The following is a 16,120-nucleotide window of genomic DNA, read 5'->3' on the forward strand; positions in this document are numbered from 1 at the left end:
GCGTGCCGAGTGCTCTAGTTCGGTCCCAGATCAAGTTGATTCTGCAGGAGCTGAAGGGCGCGGGCGCGCACCCGGCCAACTGGGACGAGGACGACAACGACGTCGACTACCTCTATCGGCGCAACAACATGCTGTGCCGGCCTGCCGACGTTGACCGGGTGGTTCGCGAGTTGCGGGACCTCCTCGAGCCGCGGGGCGAGCAGTCCGCTGAGCAAGAGCAGCAGCGTCCGGAGACGGTCATCCGCGTCCACGGAGTCATTGACGGCGTCGTCCGGATCGAATACTCGTCCGGCAAGGACACACCGACTGTGCCGCAGCTCCTCGACGAACTCGACCGCCGCGTGGGACCCGGGGTGGCAAGACCGGACCACATCCTGCACATCTGCCCGCACGCGTGCCCCGCGACCGAACCGGAGGAAGTGGGGGTTGCCGAACCGTTCCCTGCCGTCGCGGACGACCAGAAATGCAGTGGCGAAAACGTCTTCGTCAGCATCGTCGACACTGGACTGATCGCCGAAGCGACGGCTCAGCACTCGTGGCTCGCGGGCGTCAACGGCACCATCGAAACCACCTTCGACCCGTCGACCGGCCGGATCCTCCCGTACGCCGGTCATGGCACGTTCGGCGCCGGGACCTTGCGGTGTGTGGCGCCGAAAGCTTCGGTGTTCGTGGAATCGGCCAACCTGGGCGCGGGCGGAGCCCAGTACGAGACCGAAGTCGTCCAGCGGCTGACCGAAACGCTCAGCAAGAGCCCCGACATCATCGTGCTCACGCTCGCGACGGACACCCGTGGCAGCCTGCCGTTGATGACGTTCGACGCGTTGTACGAATCAACGATCCGGCACATCAAGGGCTTGGTGATGCTCTGTCCCGCTGACAATGAGGGCACGAACGCGCTGCGGTGGCCTGCCGCTTATCCGTGGGTGGTCTCGGTCGGCGCGCTGTCGGCGAACTGGCAACAACGGGCCACCTTCAGCAACTACGGCGGCTGGGTGGACGTGTACGCGCCAGGCGAGGGGCTGGTGAACGCGTTCGCCACAGGGGAGTACGAGTGCTTCTATCCGCCAAATGAGGGCGTGCTCAGGCAGTTCAAGGGGATCGCTAAGTGGAGTGGTACGTCGTACTCCACGCCGCTCGTTGCCGGGCTGATCGCCGCCCGGATGTCGGTCACCGGGGAAAACGGGCAGCAAGCCGCCGAGTCGTTGCTCCAGTTCGCCCGCAGCCAGGCGATCCCAGGCGTCGGCGCGATCCTGCTGCCCGGTCAGGCCTGCTTTGACGTGGAGGGCTGCTGACGAACCTGGTTCGCGCCGGACAGTCCATCATCGGCTGTTCGGCGCGGTCTGTCAGTGTCCCTAATGGACGGATGGGAGCAATCGGGGCGCTTCGCCGTCGAAGTCGATCCACGGGTTCGTGCCAAGCGAGTCCGCGCCTTCCGCGGTCGGGTGTTCGTAGCGCATGACGAACTTCTCGGGGCCGTGGGCGAACGCCACGACCACCCTGTGCTCGGAGGTGCTCAACTGGCCGCCGCGGTCGGTCGCGGGTTCGCGACCGGCCAGTTCGATCTGCTCTAGCAACGCGTCCCGGTCAAGGTTGAACGTGGAGCTTGGCTGACGCGTACGCCCACCGTGCGCAGCACGTCGTTGACCGCGTCGATGCCGATCACGTCCGGCCTGCCGTCGCTGTACGAAAGGGTCAAGTCCTGGATCATTTTCTTGTTCTCCTTCAGCCGTGCAGAGCCAGCTGGGTCTTTTTGAAAGTCGGGTGAATCTGGCCTGCGAGGATCGCGGCCATGCAGAGTGCGAATCCGATCACCTGGATCGGGCCGAGCGACTGGCCGAGCACCACCGCGCCGAGCACGGCGGCGACCATCGGCGAAAGCAGGCCGAGCAAGGCGACGGACGTGACCGGCAACGTCGTGATCCCACGGAACCACAGGACATAGGCGACGAGACCACCGATCAATCCCAGCCAGAGGTAGCCGAGGATCGCGTCGCCGTCGATGGCTGGCGGCATCCCCTCGAACAGGAACGTCACCGGCACAAGGAACAGGCCGCCAGCGGTCAGCTGCCAGCCGGCGAACGTGGTCGGGCTGACGCCTTCCGGGCGTCCCCAGCGCTTCGTGAGCGTCACGCCGAGCGCCATACCGGCCGTGCCGCCGAGACCTGCCAGGATCCCGACGATGTCGAAGCCCGCGGCCGGTCCGAGCACGACCAGCCCGACCCCGAGCACGCCGACCACGCCCCAGACGAACCGCCAGGCCGACGGACTCTCGTGCAACACCCCCACCGCCAGAACCGCGACGATGATCGGCTGTGCCGCACCGAGAGTCGCGGCCACGCCCCCCGGAAGGCGTTCTGCGGCAACGAAAAGCAGCGGGAAGAACAGTCCGATGTTCAGCACGCCAAGGGCCGCGGCCTTCGCCAACCATGTCCCACGCGGCATTGTGCGGGTGATCGCCAACGCGATCAGGCCCGCTGGCAGCGCCCGCAACAGCCCAGCGAACAGCGGATGCCCCAGCGGCAGCAGTTCGGTGGTGACCACGTATGTCGTGCCCCAGACCATCGGCGCTAACGCGGTGATCGCCGTGGCCAGCCCTGATTTGTTCACCTCTCCAGCTTGAGCGGACTTGATCGATGAGTCCAACACATGTTTGTCAAGTGATCTATCTTGATTCAAGATAGATGCATGGAGCTACGACAGCTGCGATACGTCGTCGCGGTGGCGGAGACGAGCAGCTTCACGCGCGCCGCCGAACGATGCCTCGTCGTCCAATCCGCCCTCAGCCATCAGATCGCCAGGCTGGAGCGGCAACTGGGCGCCCGGCTCTTCGACCGCACCAGCCGCCAGGTCCGCCTGACCGCAGCAGGCGAAGCATTCCTACCCGCCGCCCGCCAATGTCTCGACGCCGCCGACCGTGCCGCCGCCGAAGTCGCCGCCGCTATCGGCGAAGTACGCGGCCAGCTCACCGTCGGCGTGATTCCGACCGTCGCGGCGGTCGACGTCCCCGCGGTTCTGCGCGCGTTCCACGAGCGCTACCCGCATGTCCGGGTCGGCCTCCGCGTCGGCACCAGTGAGCTTCTGATGGTGCAGGTGAAGGAAGGCACGATCGATGTCGCCTTTCTTGGCCTGCCCGCCACCACGCGCCCCAACGACAACATCCGGTCCCGCGAACTCGCGCACGACCGGCATGTGGCTGTCGTCGCCCCTGGGCATGCGCTTGCCGGTAAGTCCGATGTGGACCTTCGGCGGCTGTCGAGCGAGGTTTTCGTGGATTTCCCCGCGGGTACAGCGGGACGTGATCAATCAGACCTTGCCTTCGCGGCAGCTGGACTGCAACGCGAGGTCGCCTTTGAAGTGACCTCGCCCGAATTCCTGGCGAGGCTGATCCACCAGGGTCTCGGCATCGCCATGCTGCCGTCGAACTATGTCCCGTATCTGTCCGGTGTGGTCACGATCCCAGTGACAGACGCCCCCGCACGCGTCGAACACCTCGCCTGGAGCCGCTTCGGTCTCACTCCCGCCGCGACGGCTTTCCTTGCGGCGCTTGATGTCAGCCCTTCGTGAGCACGTCGGCCAATGATCGCGGCGAAGGTGATGAGGGTCGCCACCGAGATCAGGACGTACTGCTCGTCAACCGAGGTCGACATGCCTGGAATAGGCGCGACAGATCATGGGCGCTTCGACCCCGGCGGGTCCATGGGAGTGGACCGGGTATATCTCCAGGAGTTCGTCCCGGCTCAGCCGGGAAAGCGATGGGAGGGCGCCAGCTACTGGCGCCCTCCCGCGGCCGTCACAAACTCGCGCGCTCGGCGACGATTCCGGTGATGGTGTCGTCTTGAGCGATCGCGAACCCAGCCGGGCCCGCCAGCACCTTCTTGACCGGCACGGCCGCCGAAGACCTGCGCCTGGTACGGGTGATTCTTTCTCCGTAACGGATTACGTCACTTGGGCAGTAGCTTCGAGACGCGGGTACGAATCGACGGCAGGTCGGGGTAGAACCGGTTGCCAGGGCATTCGGTTGCGAGCCAGTCGCGGTGGCCGGAGATGGTGTCGACCGTCTTGGTGCTGCCGCTGATCGGATTCACATAGTTGGTCCGGCCCAACGGGTCGAGACCGCAGATGGCCGAAAGTGCCGCGAGCACGACGACAAGCGAGTCGATGGCCGCCTTCGACGGCGAGGTTTCGCTGAGGTGCCCCAAAAGACACACACCCACATTGCCCGCGTTGTATCCGACGACGTGTCCGGCGTTGGCCATCAGCGGTCGCTTGCCGCCTTGCAGATCGGGACCGAAAACCGGGAACCAGTCCGAGCCGGACACCCGTCCCTCGTAGACGCTTCCGTTCGGATCGATGAGCAGGTGGTAGCCGATGTCCCCGAAGTCACGGACGATCGAGTGGTCATAGTAGATCGCCCGCACATCGGCCGCTGGATCCCGGCCAACAGAGCCCGCGGAGTGGTGCACAGTCAGTGTCTGCACAGGAAAGTAGGCGACGGGCCAGCGCTCGACGCCTTCGGGTGTGAAGCGCAGTTTCTCGTCGGCTCCCCATGCGGCGCGAGAGTAGTAAGGCCGCCTGAGCGCACTTCCATCAAGCGGAACTGCGGGGGCTGGCGATGCCAGCGTTGCCAACGCCGGACCGTTCACAGTGTCCATTTCGGACACGGTTGAATCATGCTTCAGGTCGAGTTCGTACTCGACGACGCCCGGGTCAACGGGCAGCAGCGTGACAGCCGGCAGGTCGTCACGGCCAGCGGGACACGTGGCGAGCTCACGCCATTCGCTCCACTGACCGGCAGTCCGAGTACGGATGGCACCGCTGTTGGTGCTGATACTGAGGTGAGTGACTGGCGCCGTCCCAACGGGCACCCGGTGCCTGCCAGCGGCAAGACTCCGGTTTCGGGTCACGGTCGCCGGAAACGTCCTCGCAGCCGCGTTGGCCGATCCTTCACCCGCCGCGAGCAGCGCGGCAGTGCCGCCCAGTGCGGCGAGAAGACCCCTCCGAGACAGTTCGACCATCAGTGTTCCTCCCCAGCTTGGCATGACCGATTCGACAGACGGCGTCGAGACGTCGGTCAGGCTACCGCAGGTTCGCTGGTGGGATGGGCGGTATGGAGTTTCGACGGCTTGCCGCGACCACACGGTTGCGCGCGGCAACCATCGCCCGCGGCGCGACCTAAATTAAGTCGGCAACGGACGTTCAGCGTCGAAAAACCGCCGGACTCCGCGTTCGAACAGTCCATTGGGGACGACGCGAAGCCCGAGATTGCGAACCTGTGCCTTGAGGCGGCTTGAGGTGAGGAAAGCCGCGTGCGCTGTCGCGATAGCGATGGGCGAGGCGTCATCACGGCTTCGAATTGTCGCAAGGCCGCGGTGATGTTCTCCGGGCTACGTGCCAGGCTGCCAGCCAACACGTGTGCGTCCTGGAGTGCCAATGAACTTCCCATTCCGGACAAGAAAGGCGGGCAATGCGCGGCGTCACCGATCAACGCAGACCGGGCGCCAGTGAAATGCGGCATATCGACCTGAGTGATCGCATCCGCGAAAACGAAGTCGCCAGCGGTCATGGTGGTGAACACGCGACGCACCTCGGCGGGAAACTCCGCGCATGTCCTAAGTAGATAGTCACGCAACGTGTCGCGTGGTGGAATCCCTGCCGCGGCACCGGCGTAGACGATAGCCGACACTGTGCCGGTGGCCACGGGGCAGAGGTTGACCATTTTCCCGGTGCTGACAAAGGAGTGTACGACTGGGGGAAGGCCGTGGGCGAAGTGCTGGGTGGTCGCGATGTAGTTCTCGAAGCCGTCGCCGAAGAGCATCCGCCTTGTGTGGGAGTGGATGCCGTCCGCTCCAACGAGAAGATCGCCGTGTTCGACGGTGCCATCGCTGAGGGTGACTTCGATCCCGTCGGCGGTGGTCGCAGTCCGGTCGATTTCGGTGCCGAAGCGAATGTCGGCTTGCTCGCGTACCAGATCGCAGCCCTATCGGCGGACAACCTCGGCGAGGTCGAACTCCAACAGTCCTAACGAGACAAACGGAGCCGGTGGAGGTGTGCGCGCGCCGCATCGGGGCTCGGCGCATCGACAACACTCACGACACCCGGGCCTGGTTGCGAGAAGTAGACCTCTTGGAGCACTCCTTCGGCCTTCAACTCGTTGAAGACAAGGACTTCCTCTTCCATGTGCGCGTCGGTCTCCTCGGGACGGACGATCCGGCCGGTGGCGAGGAACAGCATGGGCTCTCTCCTTGCGGGGTAAGACGACCGGTCATATTCGTGGTACGGAAGGAGCGCCGCGATGCCACCTCAGCCGCGATCGCCCGTGGCGCAGACAAAAGCCGACTAGGCGCCGACGTGGACTCGACGGCGGAGAACCCGGTGTGGCGCTAAAGAATTGCTGCGATCCGGCCACAGCGGCGCCGGTTCCGTGTCGCGATCCCCTGGACAGCGCATTGAATGTCGGTCAGGTTCATGCCACGGTGAAGTGTCATCGGTGTCGGGGAACCGTGATTCAAAGGGGGATTCATCGTGCGTTATCTGTACGTCAGTCATCCATGGGCCAGCGCATGCTGAGGACGTTGAGCATCGCGGCCGCCACGATTTCTGTTGTTACGGCAGTAAGTGCCACTCCATACGCTGCCGCCGCGCGCGAGACGTCATCAGCGTCCGCGGCTGTGGTACTCGACTGGTACACCGAAGCCTGGACGTCGATCGCGGTCATCGACGGCCAACTCCCATGGGACGCCGAAGTTGGCGTCGCCATAACACAAGGCGCGGTGTACGACGCCGTCAACGGGATCGTGCGGTCTCATCAGCCGTATCTGGCCATGCCAGCAGCTCGGCCCAGAGACTCACAGGACGCCGCGGCTGCCACGGCGTCATTCAGTGTTCTGGCTACGTTGTTGCCGCGCCAACGTGACCGCCTGCAAGCCAAATATGACCGGACTTTGTCAGCTATCCCGGCTGGGAGGGCGAAACAAGGTGGCATTGCCGCAGGCAAGCAGGCCGCGGACACCATGCTCGCGGCACGGAAAGGTGATGGGCGAGACGTCGTAGGACCGCCGTTCGTCGGAACGCAGCCAGGTCAATGGCGACCCACCCCGCCTTCATACACACCATCCCAAGGAACCGCTTTCGGGAATATCAAGCCGTTTCTGGTCCCCAGCGCCGCCAAGTTGCGTACTGCTGGGCCGAATGCGCTGACAAGTGCCGCATACGCGGCCGATTTCAACGAAGTGAAGGCGTACGGCGGCGTGACCAGCACGGTTCGCACGCAGGACCAGAAGGAAGCGGCCATCTTCTGGCATGAACGTCCTTCGGTCGAGTACGCCATGCACCACCAGATCGCCCAAACGCGCGGGCTCAACGCCGCTGACGCGGCGCGGATGTTCGCGGTTGCGCATCTGGTCGGCGTCGACTCGCTCATCGGATGCTTCAACGACAAGTACTTCTGGAAAACCTGGCGTCCCGTCACGGCGATCCACGAGGCAGCGAATGACGGCAACCCAGCCACCACCGCGGATCCGGACTGGAAACCGTTGCTCGGCACACCCGCGCACCCGGATCACCCGTCGGGACACTCGTGCGTGAGCGCCGGGTACGGAAAGGCTCTCGAGTACTTCTTCCACACCGACAACATCACGTTCAGCGCCTACAGCAAGGACTCCGGGACAACACGACACTTCACGAGCTTCTCGCAGAAACTCGACGAGGTGATCGGTGCGCGGATCTGGGGCGGGATCCACACGCGTACCGCGGACGTGCAAGGCGCCAAGATCGGCAAGGATGTCGCGACGTGGAGTCGTGACCACTACTTCCGGCCGCTGTGACGCTCGCTTACTCGGCCAGCCCGTAGATTCCGGCGGGCTTGGCCGTGCTCTCGGCACGTCTGGAATGCTTGAGTACCTCGGGTCCGCTGCCAGCGCCGCGACAACCCGGCCGACGAACCGTGGCGACCCGGCCTGTCCCATGTCAAAGGCGCCCGCGCCAGGGATGTCCAGAACCTTGACGCCATTCTCAGTGACCCGTGCGGCGGCCTCGAGGAACTGGGTGCGCACCAAGTTCGGCCACACCGACACGACTGCGACCGAGTGAGGTCGCAGTTCGTGGGCCATGTCGGCGGTCAGCCGGTCAAGGCCGGCCTTTCCCACGCCGTACACCACGTTCTGCATGTATTGGACCGCACCAGGCGAGGAGATGTTGACGATCACGCCCAGCCGGTCCGCCTTCATCAGCAGTGGTGCGGCGAAAGCGCTTGCGACGTAGTGGGATCGTAGCCCGGTCTCGATCACCTGGTCCCACGCCTTGATCGGCAGTGTCCAGAAGGGACGGTTGATCCACTGTGCGAGGTCCGGGGCGGAGAAAACGTTGTTCACCAGGATGTCCAGGTGGCCGTGCTCGGCCTGAATCTGGCCAACTCCGCGGTGGGGCAGTACGTCATCGCACTGGCCAAGCAGGCAGGCGTCAGGACCCTCGCCATCGTGCGCCGGGAGCAAGCCGCCGACGTGGTCCGCAAGCTCGGGGCGGACCACGTCGTCATAGACGGGGACAAGCTCGGCCACCGCGTAGCCGAAGCGTTGCAAGGAAAGCAGTTACGGTTCCTGCTGGAAGGAACCGGGAGCAGCGAGCAGGTCGCGGAGCTCGCGCCGAACGTCGAAGCTGGCGGCAGCGTGGTGCTCTTCGCAGCGGTTACCTACCAGTCGCCCGCGCTGCCGTTGGCGGATCTCATCTATCGCGGCGTCACGCTGAGCGCGTTCTTCATCCTGAAATGGCTTCGCGACACCCCTCGCGAGGAACTGGAGCGCGTGTACGGCGAACTGGCCGAGCTGGTCCGGCAGGGCGTGATCAAGTCCGAAGTGGAGGCAACGTACCCGCTCACCGAGTACCGGAATGCTCTCGCACACGCGGCCAGCATGGAACGATCAGGCAAGATCCTTTTCACTCCGAACGGCTGAGGCAACGCACTGGATGATGGACAGCGTCATCCCGCAACAGGCTGGCCACCACTGATCCCGGCCCGCCATGAGGCACGCAGCAACTGCTTGTCGGGCTTTCCCACGTCCGTCAACGGGATCGCGTCGAGCACGGTGATGCCACTCGGCGCGTATTGGGCGCCCATGTGCGTTGTGACAAGGGATCGCACCGCGTCCAAATCGATGGTGGCGCCGGGCCGCAGCACAAGCGCGGCCTCAACCTGCTCCATGGAATCCGCGTCACGCACGCCGAACACAGCCGCCGCGGCCACCGCGGGGTGTGACAGCAGCACATCTTCCACCTCGGTGGGGTACACGTGCCCGCCAAGCACAATGACCATGTCCCTGACCCGGCCGTTGATGTGCAGGTACGCCTCCTCGTCGAGAAAGCCGACATCCCCGGTGTGCACCAAGCCGTCCCGCCACACCTGCGCGGACAACTCGGGGTTGTTCAGGTACCCAGCGGAAGCACTCGGCGTGCGTACGCAGATCTCCCCGGATTCGCCTTGCTTCACCTCGCTGCCATCCTCCGCGAGGATGCGTATCTCCACGCCGGGCAACGCTCGGCCCGCAGTGCCAAGCAGTTCGTAGCGCAGATGGTCCTCTGGGGACAGTGCGCTGATGAACCCGGCCTCCAACTGGCCGTATACCTGCGTGAACACCGCGCCGAATACCGCAACCGCCTGCGCGATCCGGTCTGGCGACGATGCGCAGCCGCCGTAGGCCACGTTACGCAGGCTGGAGGTGTCGACGGGTTCGCGCAGCATCTGATCGGTTAGCTGATACAGCAGCGGTGGCATCAGGGCGCTATCGGTAACGCGGTGGCGTTCAATGTCGGCGAGCGCCTTGACCGGGTCGAACCTGGGATGCAGCACGACACTGCCGCCTTGGCCCAATGCCCGGTCAGTTTCGGTGCCTGCCACGTGCGCGAGAGTGGTGCACGCCAGAAAGACCGGCGGCTCGGCCGGGTTCGCCGCGTCGCTCCAGCGTGCGGCATATGTGCCGAAGGCTCGCAGGATGCCCTTTGGGTGGCCGGTCGTGCCGCCGGTGTGTCGTACGGACCAGATTTCGTCCGCACGCACGGGTTCGACCGGGATCGGAGTACTCGGCGCCTGCTCAACCAACGCGAGCAGATCGGCGCCTGCCGTCGACGGACCGAATGTCAGCACGTCCTTGACCTTCGGCAGCGCGTCGACTTTGTCGGTGACCAGGATGTCGGTCTCGACGTCGGCGGCGATCACGGCCAGCGTTTCGGCGGACATGCCCTCGTAGAGCGACACCGACCGAGCACCCAACAGGTTCGTGGCGTACCGGATGGTCAGCACCTCGACACGGTTGCCGGACATGATCGACACCGTGGACCCGCGCCGCACGCCGCGGTCACGCAACACGTGCGCGGTGCGGTGGATCAGGTCGATCAGCTCGGCTGCTCGTACGGTGCGACCGTCAGCCTGGTGAATCACGATCCGGTCGGGGTCGTCGCCGATACCGCGCAGGACGGCGCCAACGTAGTTGTTGCTGCTGGATTCCGTTTTCATGGGAGTGTTCGTTTCTCTCGGCGGAGAACCACTATCCGACCGAAATCGGATGACCCGATTCGGGCGAGTCCGAACCCGGCTTGTTCAGCCTCGGCGGCGAGTTGCTCGGCCGTGCGGCCGAAAGGCACCTCCCAGCCTTGAAAAACCAGGCGCCGCAACGCGTACGCGGGCCGAGCGGCTTCCGTCGGCTCGGGTTCGAACTCCTGAACGAACAGCAATCCGCCCGGCTTGAGCGCGCGCCGAATCATGGCTAGCGTCGCGGCCCGCGCCGGTTCGGCGAAGAACGGTTGCGCCCAAAACGCGCCGTCGAAGGCGTTTTGTTCGTCGAAATCCCGTGCGTCAACGCATCTGATGTCCACCCGGTCGGCGACTCCGAGTGCTTCGGCCCGGCGTTGCGCCTCGGCGGCGACGTCGGGCACGACTTCGATGGCCACTGCTCGCATTTCGGGCACCATGGTCGCGAAAGTCAGCGTCGCCCCAGCGACACCGCACCCGATATCCAGCCACCGTCCGGTACGGATGACCTCGGGTATTTCGGGCACCTGCTTGAACAGGACCTGCTCGAACACCGCCTGCGTGACATCGGTGGTCTGACCGCCGACGGCACGAGCGAGGACGAGCGCATCGTCTTTGGTCAGGGGCAGTGTGCCCGGCTCCTGCGCCGCGGCCGCGACCAAATGGGTCGTCATCGCGGCACGGTCCAGCACGTCGTCGAGGTTGACCCAAGCATTGTCGGCGGTCAACGCCATGAATGCGGGACTCAGCTGAACGTGATCGTCCTGCCTTTCGGCGATGCCGTGGATTTCAAGCACGGCAAGCACATCGGCCAGCCGGGTCGGTGAGAGCCCGGAGAATTCCGCGAGCTCGTCAAGGTTTCGGGGGCGATTGAGGAAATTCGTCCACCCGTTTTTGTGCAACATCGTCAGGAGGCCGAAGACCTGCGCTCCGGTTGCCCAATTTTCGATACTAGCCCTGGCCTGACCGGCCTGCATGAATTGGGTGACCAGACCCGCGTCGCTCATAAAGCCATGTCAGCACGGCACTTGGTGGCTCGCAACCTGTGGTTGTCCTCGGTGCGAAATCTCGCCACAGCCAGCAAGTATTGGTAAACGGTCACTAAAATGTGGAATGCGACCGCGCCTGAAGTACGTCCCTAAGCACGCGGGATCGTCGTGAGGAGGCGACGGACATCGTGTGCGGTGGCGACCCGGATCACGGTCACGTCCGGATGCTGTTCGGCGTACCGGAGTACCTGGGCGCGCTTGCCGTGGTACTGCGTCCAGGCCCATTGGATCGGATGATCGGCCTTGAGCCAGTCGCGCCAGTGTTCCCGGTTGCCGTTCCACAGTTCCCGGCGTGTCAGAGCGCGGATGAAGCTGCGGCGGATGACGCGCGACATCACCACGCGCCGCGGAACGTCCAGCCACACCACGGTGTCGGCGCGGTGCCACAACAGGTCGCCGAGCACACGGTGGTACTGGTCTTCCGTCACCCACCGGGATTGCTCGCTGAACCGCTCGACATCCGCTTCGAACTCCGGTCGTTTCACCCAGCCGGGACCGTGATGCAGACCATCGAGTTCGTAGTGGGGCATTCCATAGCTGGCGGATAAGGCCCGAGCGAGTGTGGTCTTCCCAGCGCCAGTGCTGCCCGCGACGAGCACTCTGTCCATGGCACAAGATTACGAGACCCAGCAAATGCAATAGCGACACGAAGGAGTCGATCGGCAGAATTCGGTCTACGACGGGCCAGGCGTTGACCGGATCACCTTTAGCCTCTATATCGGCACCAAGTCAGCGCCTCCGACGGCCTGACCCACAGAGGAGGACGTATGCCGAACCAGCAGCCGCCGGTCTCGTCCTATGTGGTCGATTGCGCGGTGTACGTGGACGGGCAACGGCTGCCGGGCAAGTGGTCGCATGACGCGGCAATCGCCGAGGTACGCACTCGCGGCGAAGGTTTTGTCTGGATAGGACTTTACGAACCGGGAACCGAGCAGATCCAAGGCATCGCGGAGACGTACGGGCTCCACGAGCTGGCCGTCGAGGACGCGGTGTGCGCGCATCAGCGGCCCAAGCTGGAGCGCTACGACAACCTGCTGTTCATGGTGCTCAAGACGGTCCACTACGTCTCGCACGAGTCGCCGACCAGGGCGAACGAGATCGTCGAGACCGGCGAGATCATGGCGTTCCTCGGCGAGGACTTCATTGTGACGGTCCGGCACGGCGACCATTCAGGTCTTCGCGGGCTGCGCCGTGAACTGGAGGCGATGCCGGAACGCCTGCGCCTCGGGCCTGCCGCGGTGTTGCACGCGATCTCCGACCGGGTCGTTGACGACTACCTGGAGGTCAGCGACTTGTTCGAGCGTGACATCGAAGAGGCCGAATCGGTCATTTTCGCGCCGCGCAGTCTCGTCGGCGCCGAGCAGATCTACTTGATGAAACGGGAGGTGCTCGAACTGCGGCGGTCCATCGCGCCGCTCGCCTTGCCGTTGCGCCGGTTGGCCGATGGGGACCTTTCGCTGGTTCCCGCTGAGGTGCGCTCGTACTTCCGGGACGTGGACGATCACCTGACCGTGGTGGCCGACCGGGTGACGCGGGCCGATGAGCTGCTGAACAGCCTGGTCGACGCCACGCTCGCGAAGATCACGCTGCAGCAGAACACCGATATCCGCAAGATCACCGCGTGGGCGGCGATCATCTCCATCCCGACCATGGCGGCCGGTGTGTACGGGATGAACTTCGATGTCATGCCCGAGACGCACTGGACGTACGGGTATCCGATCGTGCTCGCCGTGATCGTGCTCGCGTGCCTTGTGGTCTACCGGATCCTCAAACGCAACAAGTGGCTTGGGTCCGGCCGCACGGTCATCTGGGTCGTGCTGATGATCGTCGCCTGGCTGGCCCTGGTCGTCGTGCAGATCTCCCTCGGCATGGGTCACTGATATGCTTTTATTAAGAAAGTTAAGGTTAACTTCTTGAAAGTTGAAGTCTGGCCGCGTAAAACTTGAGATATGACAGAACAGCCGCTGGACTGGCAGGAGCTCACGAACCTGACCCGTGGCCAGCCGTTCGTCGTGGAGCGGGTGCGCCTCGCTGGCAACGGCGTCGCGATCGAGGGCGAGTTCGAGCTGCCGCAACTGGCTCAGCTCAACGTCGAGGACCAGGTCTTCGTCACGGCGTTCGTCCGCAGCCACGGCTCCATCAAGGAGATGGAGCGGATCTTCGGGGTGAGCTACCCGACGATCAAGGCACGGCTGAACCGGATCACGCAGATGCTCGACTTCGTCGAGACGGATCCGGCGCCATCGCACGCCGACGTGATCGACCGGTTGCGTCGCGGCGAGATCACCGCGAACGAGGCAGTGTCCGAATTAGAGGGGCAGACATGATGCCGCAGCTGGTGACCGTCCGGGTCAGACGCCCGGACCGGCGCACGATCCGAGTCTGGGTCCCGGTACTTCCCGTGGTTCTCGTGCTCTCGCCGATCCTGCTCCTTGCCGCCGTGGGTGTGGTCGTGGCGTGTCGCATGTACCAGGTCAACGCGATGCGGGCGTTGGCCACCGGTTGGCGCGTCTTCTGGGCTTTGTCAGGCACGCGGTTCGATGTCGAGTACGGCGGTACGGGTGTGCTCGTTTCCATGCGATAGAGGGGTTTTCGATGACTGAACGCAAGGACGTCCTCGAGTTGCTTGCCGAGGGCAAGATCACCGCGGACGAGGCAGAACGGTTGATTGGCGCGCTCGAACGCGTCCAGCCCGCCGTAGTGCCTGACGTCCGGCCGAAGGGCAAGGCGAAGTACCTGCGGTTGGTGGTGGACACCCAGGACGCCGGTGAGCGGACGAAGGTGAACATCCGGGTGCCACTGCAACTCCTGCGGGCGGGCGTGAAGCTGGCGGCACTGATCCCGCCGGTCGCGGTGGACAAGGTCAACGCCGAGCTGACCAAGGCCGGCGTGCCGTTCGACCTTGGTCAGCTCAAGCCCGAGCAGCTTGAGGAGCTCGTCGACCACCTCGACGACCTGACCTTGGACGTCGACCAGCCGGACACCACCGTGCGCATCTTCTGCGAGTAGGAGGGGCACCAATGATCCAGGTGCGAGGTCTGGAGAAGTCCTATAAGGACCTGCATGTGTTACGCGGCGTGGATTTCGATGTGGCGCGCGGCAGCATCTTCGCGTTACTTGGCTCAAACGGCGCAGGCAAGACCACTGTCGTACGAATCCTGTCCACATTGCTCAAAGCTGATGTCGGAACGGCAAGCGTCGCTGGCTTCGATGTCGCCGCACAATCGGCGAACGTGCGGGAATCCATCAGCCTGACCGGACAGTTCACCGCCGTCGACGAGATCCTCAGCGGGCGGGAAAACCTCGTCCTTGTCGCGAAGTTGCGGCACCTCAAGAATCCACGGCAGATCGCTGACGATCTGCTCGACCGGTTCGCGCTGACCGACGCGGCCACGCGGAAGGTGTCGACGTATTCCGGTGGCATGCGCCGTCGTCTGGACCTCGCGATGAGCCTGATCGGGAACCCGCCGGTGATCTTCCTCGACGAGCCGACGACCGGCCTCGACCCGCAGGCGCGGATCGAGGTGTGGAACAGCATCAAGGAGCTCGCAAGGCGGGGCACGACCGTACTGCTCACAACACAGTATCTGGACGAGGCCGAGCAACTGGCCGACCGGATCGCGATCCTGCACGAGGGCCGGATCCTCGTGAACGGCACCCTTGCCGAACTCAAGCAGCTGCTCCCACCAGCCAAGGTCGAGTACGTCGAAAGCAACCGACCCTCGAGGAGGTCTTTCTCACGCTCGTCGGCGCCGAACCTGTGAAGGAACACCAATGACGAAGCACTTCCTCGGAGACACGGCAGTCCTCTTAGGACGATCACTGCGGCACATCGCCCGCAGCCCGGACACCATCATCACAACCGCGATCATGCCGATCGCGATGATGCTGATGTTCGTCTACGTCTTCGGCGGCGCGATCAACACTGGCGGGTCGTATGTGGACTATATGCTGCCAGGCATCCTGCTGATCACAGTCGCGTCGGGCATCTCCTACACCGCATTCCGGCTCTTTCTGGACATGAAGGGCGGCATCTTCGAGCGTTTCCAGTCCATGCCGATCGCCCGCTCGGCCGTCCTGTGGGCGCACGTGCTGACTTCGTTGGTGGCCAATCTGATCTCGCTTGTGGTCGTCGTGGGTGTTGCACTGATCATGGGTTTTCGTTCAGGCGCTGGAGTGCTGGCGTGGCTTGCCATCGCGGGCATCCTGCTGCTGTTCACCCTGGCGTTGACCTGGATCGCGGTGATTCCCGGCCTTTCCGCCAAGTCTGTTGACGGCGCCAGCGCGTTCTCGTACCCGCTCGTCTTTCTTCCGTTTCTCAGCTCGGCATTCGTCCCGACCGGCACCATGCCGGGCGTGGTACGCGCTTTCGCCGAACACCAGCCCGTAACGTCCATTGTGAACGCCATTCGTGCCCTTTTCACGCAGCGGCCAATCGGCACCGACATCTGGATCGCGCTCGCTTGGTGCATAGGCATCCTGATTGTCGCGTATGTCTTCGCGACAGCTACCTACCGCCGCAAGATCTCCTGAGGTTGCCGACTCGCTGCCC

At 64.3% G+C, this 16,120-nt stretch carries 18 protein-coding genes and 2 pseudogenes; 10 read left to right on the forward strand and 10 right to left on the reverse strand.

Features of this window, described 5'->3' with window-relative positions:
* The first annotated feature begins 2 nt into the window (after nt 1–2).
* Entirely contained in the window at nt 3–1,292 is a 1,290-nt protein-coding gene (locus LWC34_RS05850) for a S8 family peptidase (RefSeq protein ID WP_233723411.1), read from the forward strand.
* 60 nt (nt 1,293–1,352) lie between these two features.
* Here the strand turns inward: LWC34_RS05850 and LWC34_RS05855 are convergent, their stop codons facing one another.
* From LWC34_RS05855 to LWC34_RS05865, 3 genes are read right to left on the reverse strand one after another with little or no spacing between them, the layout of a single operon-like run.
* Nucleotides 1,353–1,574, reverse strand: coding sequence for a hypothetical protein (locus tag LWC34_RS05855; protein ID WP_233723413.1), 222 nt, complete (start codon nt 1,572–1,574; stop codon nt 1,353–1,355).
* Nucleotides 1,568–1,708, reverse strand: coding sequence for a hypothetical protein (locus LWC34_RS05860; protein WP_233723415.1), 141 nt, complete (start codon nt 1,706–1,708; stop codon nt 1,568–1,570). Before LWC34_RS05860 ends, LWC34_RS05855 begins: the two co-directional genes overlap by 7 nt.
* Before the next feature lie 14 nt (nt 1,709–1,722).
* Complete coding sequence (locus tag LWC34_RS05865) at nt 1,723–2,562, reverse strand: EamA family transporter (RefSeq protein WP_233726371.1); 840 nt, start codon at nt 2,560–2,562, stop codon at nt 1,723–1,725.
* A gap of 123 nt (nt 2,563–2,685) precedes the next feature.
* On the opposite strand from LWC34_RS05865, the gene LWC34_RS05870 reads away from it, so the two are divergent.
* Nucleotides 2,686–3,564 (forward strand): LysR family transcriptional regulator, encoded by an 879-nt coding sequence (locus tag LWC34_RS05870; protein ID WP_233723417.1) that lies wholly within the window; start codon nt 2,686–2,688, stop codon nt 3,562–3,564.
* Between the two features lie 377 nt (nt 3,565–3,941).
* Here the strand turns inward: LWC34_RS05870 and LWC34_RS05875 are convergent, their stop codons facing one another.
* The 3 genes from LWC34_RS05875 to LWC34_RS05885 are packed head-to-tail and all read right to left on the reverse strand — an operon-like array spanning nt 3,942 to nt 6,231.
* Entirely contained in the window at nt 3,942–5,015 is a 1,074-nt protein-coding gene (locus tag LWC34_RS05875) for a peptidoglycan recognition protein family protein (protein WP_233723419.1), read from the reverse strand.
* 56 nt (nt 5,016–5,071) lie between these two features.
* Nucleotides 5,072–5,968 carry an FAD-dependent monooxygenase gene (locus tag LWC34_RS05880; RefSeq protein WP_235729073.1) on the reverse strand — a complete coding sequence of 299 codons (897 nt, stop codon included), beginning with the start codon at nt 5,966–5,968 and terminating at the stop codon, nt 5,072–5,074.
* Between the two features lie 50 nt (nt 5,969–6,018).
* Complete coding sequence (locus LWC34_RS05885) at nt 6,019–6,231, reverse strand: hypothetical protein (RefSeq protein WP_233723421.1); 213 nt, start codon at nt 6,229–6,231, stop codon at nt 6,019–6,021.
* Nucleotides 6,232–6,572: 341 nt separating this feature from the next.
* Between LWC34_RS05885 and LWC34_RS05890 the strand changes: the two genes are divergently transcribed.
* Nucleotides 6,573–7,823, forward strand: coding sequence for a vanadium-dependent haloperoxidase (locus tag LWC34_RS05890; RefSeq protein WP_233723423.1), 1,251 nt, complete (start codon nt 6,573–6,575; stop codon nt 7,821–7,823).
* Between the two features lie 141 nt (nt 7,824–7,964).
* Here LWC34_RS05890 and LWC34_RS58700 read toward each other — a convergent pair.
* Nucleotides 7,965–8,369: pseudogene (locus LWC34_RS58700) on the reverse strand (SDR family NAD(P)-dependent oxidoreductase); the annotation flags it as partial.
* Between the two features lie 12 nt (nt 8,370–8,381).
* Here LWC34_RS58700 and LWC34_RS05895 point away from each other — a divergent pair.
* The gene (locus tag LWC34_RS05895) at nt 8,382–8,948 is read left to right on the forward strand and encodes a zinc-binding dehydrogenase (RefSeq protein ID WP_233723425.1); all 567 of its coding nucleotides are present in this window, start codon (nt 8,382–8,384) and stop codon (nt 8,946–8,948) included.
* Between the two features lie 26 nt (nt 8,949–8,974).
* Here the strand turns inward: LWC34_RS05895 and LWC34_RS05900 are convergent, their stop codons facing one another.
* The 3 genes from LWC34_RS05900 to LWC34_RS05910 form a co-directional block, all read right to left on the reverse strand.
* Nucleotides 8,975–10,504, reverse strand: a complete 1,530-nt coding sequence (locus tag LWC34_RS05900) for an AMP-binding protein (protein ID WP_233723426.1) — start codon at nt 10,502–10,504, stop codon at nt 8,975–8,977.
* A complete protein-coding gene (locus LWC34_RS05905) occupies nt 10,501–11,526 on the reverse strand; it encodes an SAM-dependent methyltransferase (protein ID WP_233723428.1) in 1,026 nt (341 codons plus the stop codon). Before LWC34_RS05905 ends, LWC34_RS05900 begins: the two co-directional genes overlap by 4 nt.
* A 131-nt stretch (nt 11,527–11,657) precedes the next feature.
* Entirely contained in the window at nt 11,658–12,176 is a 519-nt protein-coding gene (locus LWC34_RS05910; RefSeq protein ID WP_233723429.1) for a P-loop NTPase family protein, read from the reverse strand.
* A 159-nt stretch (nt 12,177–12,335) separates the two neighbouring features.
* Here LWC34_RS05910 and LWC34_RS05915 point away from each other — a divergent pair, with 159 nt between their 5' ends.
* The 6 genes and pseudogenes from LWC34_RS05915 (at nt 12,336) to LWC34_RS05940 (ending at nt 16,101) form a co-directional block, all read left to right on the forward strand.
* Nucleotides 12,336–13,448, forward strand: a complete 1,113-nt coding sequence (locus tag LWC34_RS05915; protein WP_233723431.1) for a magnesium and cobalt transport protein CorA — start codon at nt 12,336–12,338, stop codon at nt 13,446–13,448.
* Between the two features lie 69 nt (nt 13,449–13,517).
* Nucleotides 13,518–13,895 carry a DUF2089 domain-containing protein gene (locus LWC34_RS05920; RefSeq protein ID WP_233723433.1) on the forward strand — a complete coding sequence of 126 codons (378 nt, stop codon included), beginning with the start codon at nt 13,518–13,520 and terminating at the stop codon, nt 13,893–13,895.
* Nucleotides 13,892–14,152, forward strand: a complete 261-nt coding sequence (locus tag LWC34_RS05925; RefSeq protein WP_233723435.1) for a hypothetical protein — start codon at nt 13,892–13,894, stop codon at nt 14,150–14,152. The genes LWC34_RS05920 and LWC34_RS05925 overlap by 4 nt, the downstream gene beginning before the upstream one ends.
* Before the next feature lie 11 nt (nt 14,153–14,163).
* Nucleotides 14,164–14,577 carry an SHOCT-like domain-containing protein gene (locus LWC34_RS05930; RefSeq protein WP_233723437.1) on the forward strand — a complete coding sequence of 138 codons (414 nt, stop codon included), beginning with the start codon at nt 14,164–14,166 and terminating at the stop codon, nt 14,575–14,577.
* A gap of 11 nt (nt 14,578–14,588) precedes the next feature.
* Nucleotides 14,589–15,346: pseudogene (locus tag LWC34_RS05935) on the forward strand (ABC transporter ATP-binding protein).
* Entirely contained in the window at nt 15,343–16,101 is a 759-nt protein-coding gene (locus LWC34_RS05940; RefSeq protein ID WP_233723439.1) for an ABC transporter permease, read from the forward strand. The pseudogene LWC34_RS05935 and the gene LWC34_RS05940 overlap by 4 nt, the downstream one beginning before the upstream one ends.
* Nucleotides 16,102–16,120 lie beyond the last annotated feature (19 nt).

The organism is Kibdelosporangium philippinense (assembly GCF_021390435.2).
GTDB lineage: Bacteria > Actinomycetota > Actinomycetes > Mycobacteriales > Pseudonocardiaceae > Kibdelosporangium > Kibdelosporangium philippinense.